This window comes from Kitasatospora sp. NPDC047058 (genome assembly GCF_040643935.1).
Taxonomy (GTDB): domain Bacteria; phylum Actinomycetota; class Actinomycetes; order Streptomycetales; family Streptomycetaceae; genus Kitasatospora.
In genome coordinates, this window is the sequence record NZ_JBEYVJ010000927.1 from 1 (window position 1) to 1,162 (window position 1,162).

General features: G+C 70.5%; 1 protein-coding gene and 1 pseudogene. One reads left to right on the plus strand and one right to left on the minus strand.

Translation table 11 applies throughout. The features are described 5' to 3' along the window. Positions 1-500, minus strand: a 500-nt coding sequence (locus ABZ885_RS41690; protein WP_360200494.1) for a hypothetical protein, incomplete at its 3' end; no start/stop codon positions are given. Between the two features lie 356 nt (positions 501-856). Here ABZ885_RS41690 and ABZ885_RS41695 point away from each other — a divergent pair. Then, positions 857-1,084, plus strand: a pseudogene (locus ABZ885_RS41695) (sigma factor); the annotation flags it as partial. Between the last annotated feature and the right edge of the window lie 78 nt (positions 1,085-1,162).

Sequence of the window (1,162 nt, forward strand, 5' to 3'; positions counted from 1 at the left end):
TGGTGGTACCAGGCGCCGACGCCGTTGCAGCCGAGGAGGATGTAGCCGGTCACGTCGTACCCCGGCACGATCGGGGAACCGCCGCAGGTCCAGATCCCGTCCTTGACGAGGTTGTGCCGCCAGGAGCCGACCCCGTTGCAGCCGTACTTCACGTAGTCCGTGATGACGTACCCCGGGACGATCGGGGAGCCGCCGCAGGTGTAGAGCCCGTCCGCGGCCGGCTGCTGGTACCACGAGCCCCAGCCGCTGCAGCCGTCCTTGTTGAAGGCGGTGAGGACCCATCCGTTCGGGATGGCGGCGCCGGCGCAGGACCACTGGCCGACGCCGGTGACGCTGGTGACGCTGGTAACGCCGGCCGGCTGGGCGGCCGCGTTCGACGTGCCCGTGGCGGTGCCGGCGAGGACGAAGGCGGCGATGAGCGCGAGCGCGCCCATGGTGGCGCCGATGCCGCGGCGGACGACCGCAGCGGTGAGGCGCTTCCACAGATGGCGGGGATGCATGGTCGGTTCACTCCTGTCCTGGCGGCGGGCATGCTCGATGCCCGCTGGTCGGGGGATGGCCGAGCGATGGATCGGGCCTCACCTTAGTGCGGAGGTCTTGTGTATTTCCGATGCTTGGGCAGTGAAGGAACAACTTGGCCTGAACATGCCATGTCATGTTTGGCGGGCGGTGCCGGCGGGAGTGGGCGGGCGTTGCAGGCAGCGGCTCACGGGGGCCGCGCCCCGGTCGGCGGGCGGGCCGGGGCTGCGGAGCGGGTACCCTACCGGCTGGTAGGCGAGCGGGCGGGCGGGTCCCCGCATGTCCGTTCGCCCCGTACGGGGATGTTCCTGACGCAGCGAGAGGCCGTACCACCAGCATGATCGCCGACGGGGCGTCTGGGGAGTTCCGCGACTTCTTCGAACATCACCACGCCGAACTGGCGCGCCTGGCACACCTGTTGACGGGCGAGACGGACGCCGCGGACGACCTGGCAGCGGACGCGATGGTCGCCCTGTGGCACCGTTGGGACAGGGTCCGGCAGAGCGACTCGCCGCTCGCGTACGCCCGGGGGACGGTGGCCAACCTGGCGCGCGGCCGGATCCGCGGCCGACTGCGAATCTGACCGAATCCGTTACCCACGGCCGCCTCCTCGTAACAAGGGATCTCGGTTGCGAAGCTGAGA